This window comes from Brevundimonas denitrificans, from assembly GCF_030160755.1.
GTDB lineage: Bacteria > Pseudomonadota > Alphaproteobacteria > Caulobacterales > Caulobacteraceae > Brevundimonas > Brevundimonas denitrificans.
In genome coordinates this window covers 1-984 of the sequence record NZ_BSOY01000148.1, presented here as the reverse complement: position 1 = coordinate 984, position 984 = coordinate 1, and the positions used below count along the sequence as shown (strand labels likewise).

The 984-nt window shown below is 49.7% G+C and carries 1 tRNA gene and 2 rRNA genes; all 3 read right to left on the bottom strand.

Going from position 1 to position 984, the window contains the following annotated elements:
• Positions 1 to 350: 350 nt before the first annotated feature.
• Positions 351 to 427 (bottom strand) — tRNA-Met (locus QQJ79_RS15400).
• 106 nt (positions 428 to 533) lie between these two features.
• Positions 534 to 648, bottom strand: a 5S ribosomal RNA gene (gene rrf, locus QQJ79_RS15395).
• Between the two features lie 69 nt (positions 649 to 717).
• Positions 718 to 984: ribosomal RNA gene (locus QQJ79_RS15390) — 23S ribosomal RNA — on the bottom strand; the annotation flags it as partial.

Genomic DNA, 984 nt, shown 5'->3' with positions numbered 1-984 from the left:
GCCTACTTCAACCGCTTCTTTCGAAAGCATATGGGCCTTTCCCCCGGTCAATTCAGAACCAAAAAGCAGGAGCAACTCCCCCCCAAAACATTTGCGGCGTGGCCCTGACATGACCAGAGAAAGAACACCCTGCAAAAACTGAAACGAGCCTGAGCATTCCCTCGACAGATCATGCTCGCACCGCCGGCCTCAAATCGTAAAAACCCGTAAATTTTAACTATATTCGTTATTATTATGGCAAGCAGCAGTGCTTTTCTAACTGTCAGCGTAAATCTTTACGTTTTCTGTAATGTTTTGGGATGTTCTTTGGGCATAAAAAAAGCCCCGCTTTGTAGCGAGGCTTTTTGTTTTGGGTGCGGGAGCAGGATTTGAACCTGCGACCTTCAGGTTATGAGCCTGACGAGCTACCGGGCTGCTCCATCCCGCGGTTGTATTTTTGAGGGGTTTTGTTTTTGGGTGTTATTTTTGACGTTAAAAAACGCCCTTAAGGGCGTTTTATTATTTAACGGTGAAGAGGAATCCGGGCTTCGCAGGCCTGGCAGCGACCTACTCTTCCGTGCCTTAAGACAAAGTACCATCGGCGCAGGGAGTTTTCACGACCGAGTTCGGGATGGGATCGGGTGCGGGCCTCCCGCCATAGCCACCAGGCCGGCGAAGACCGGATTAGAATACATCGTTAAGTGTCTGCATTGACTACTGTGTATGGTTTGAAGTGTAAGAACAAACACAATCGAGATATTAGTACTGGTCAGCTCCAAGTGTTACCACTCTTCCACCTCCAGCCTATCAACGTGGTGGTCTTCCACGTCTCTCAAGGGATATCTGGTTTTGAGGGGGGCTTCCCGCTTAGATGCTTTCAGCGGTTATCTATTCCATACATAGCTACCCTGCTGTGCCGCTGGCGCGACAACAGGTCCACCAGAGGTATGTCCATCCCGGTCCTCTCGTACTAGGGACAGATCCTCTCAAATATCCTACACCCAC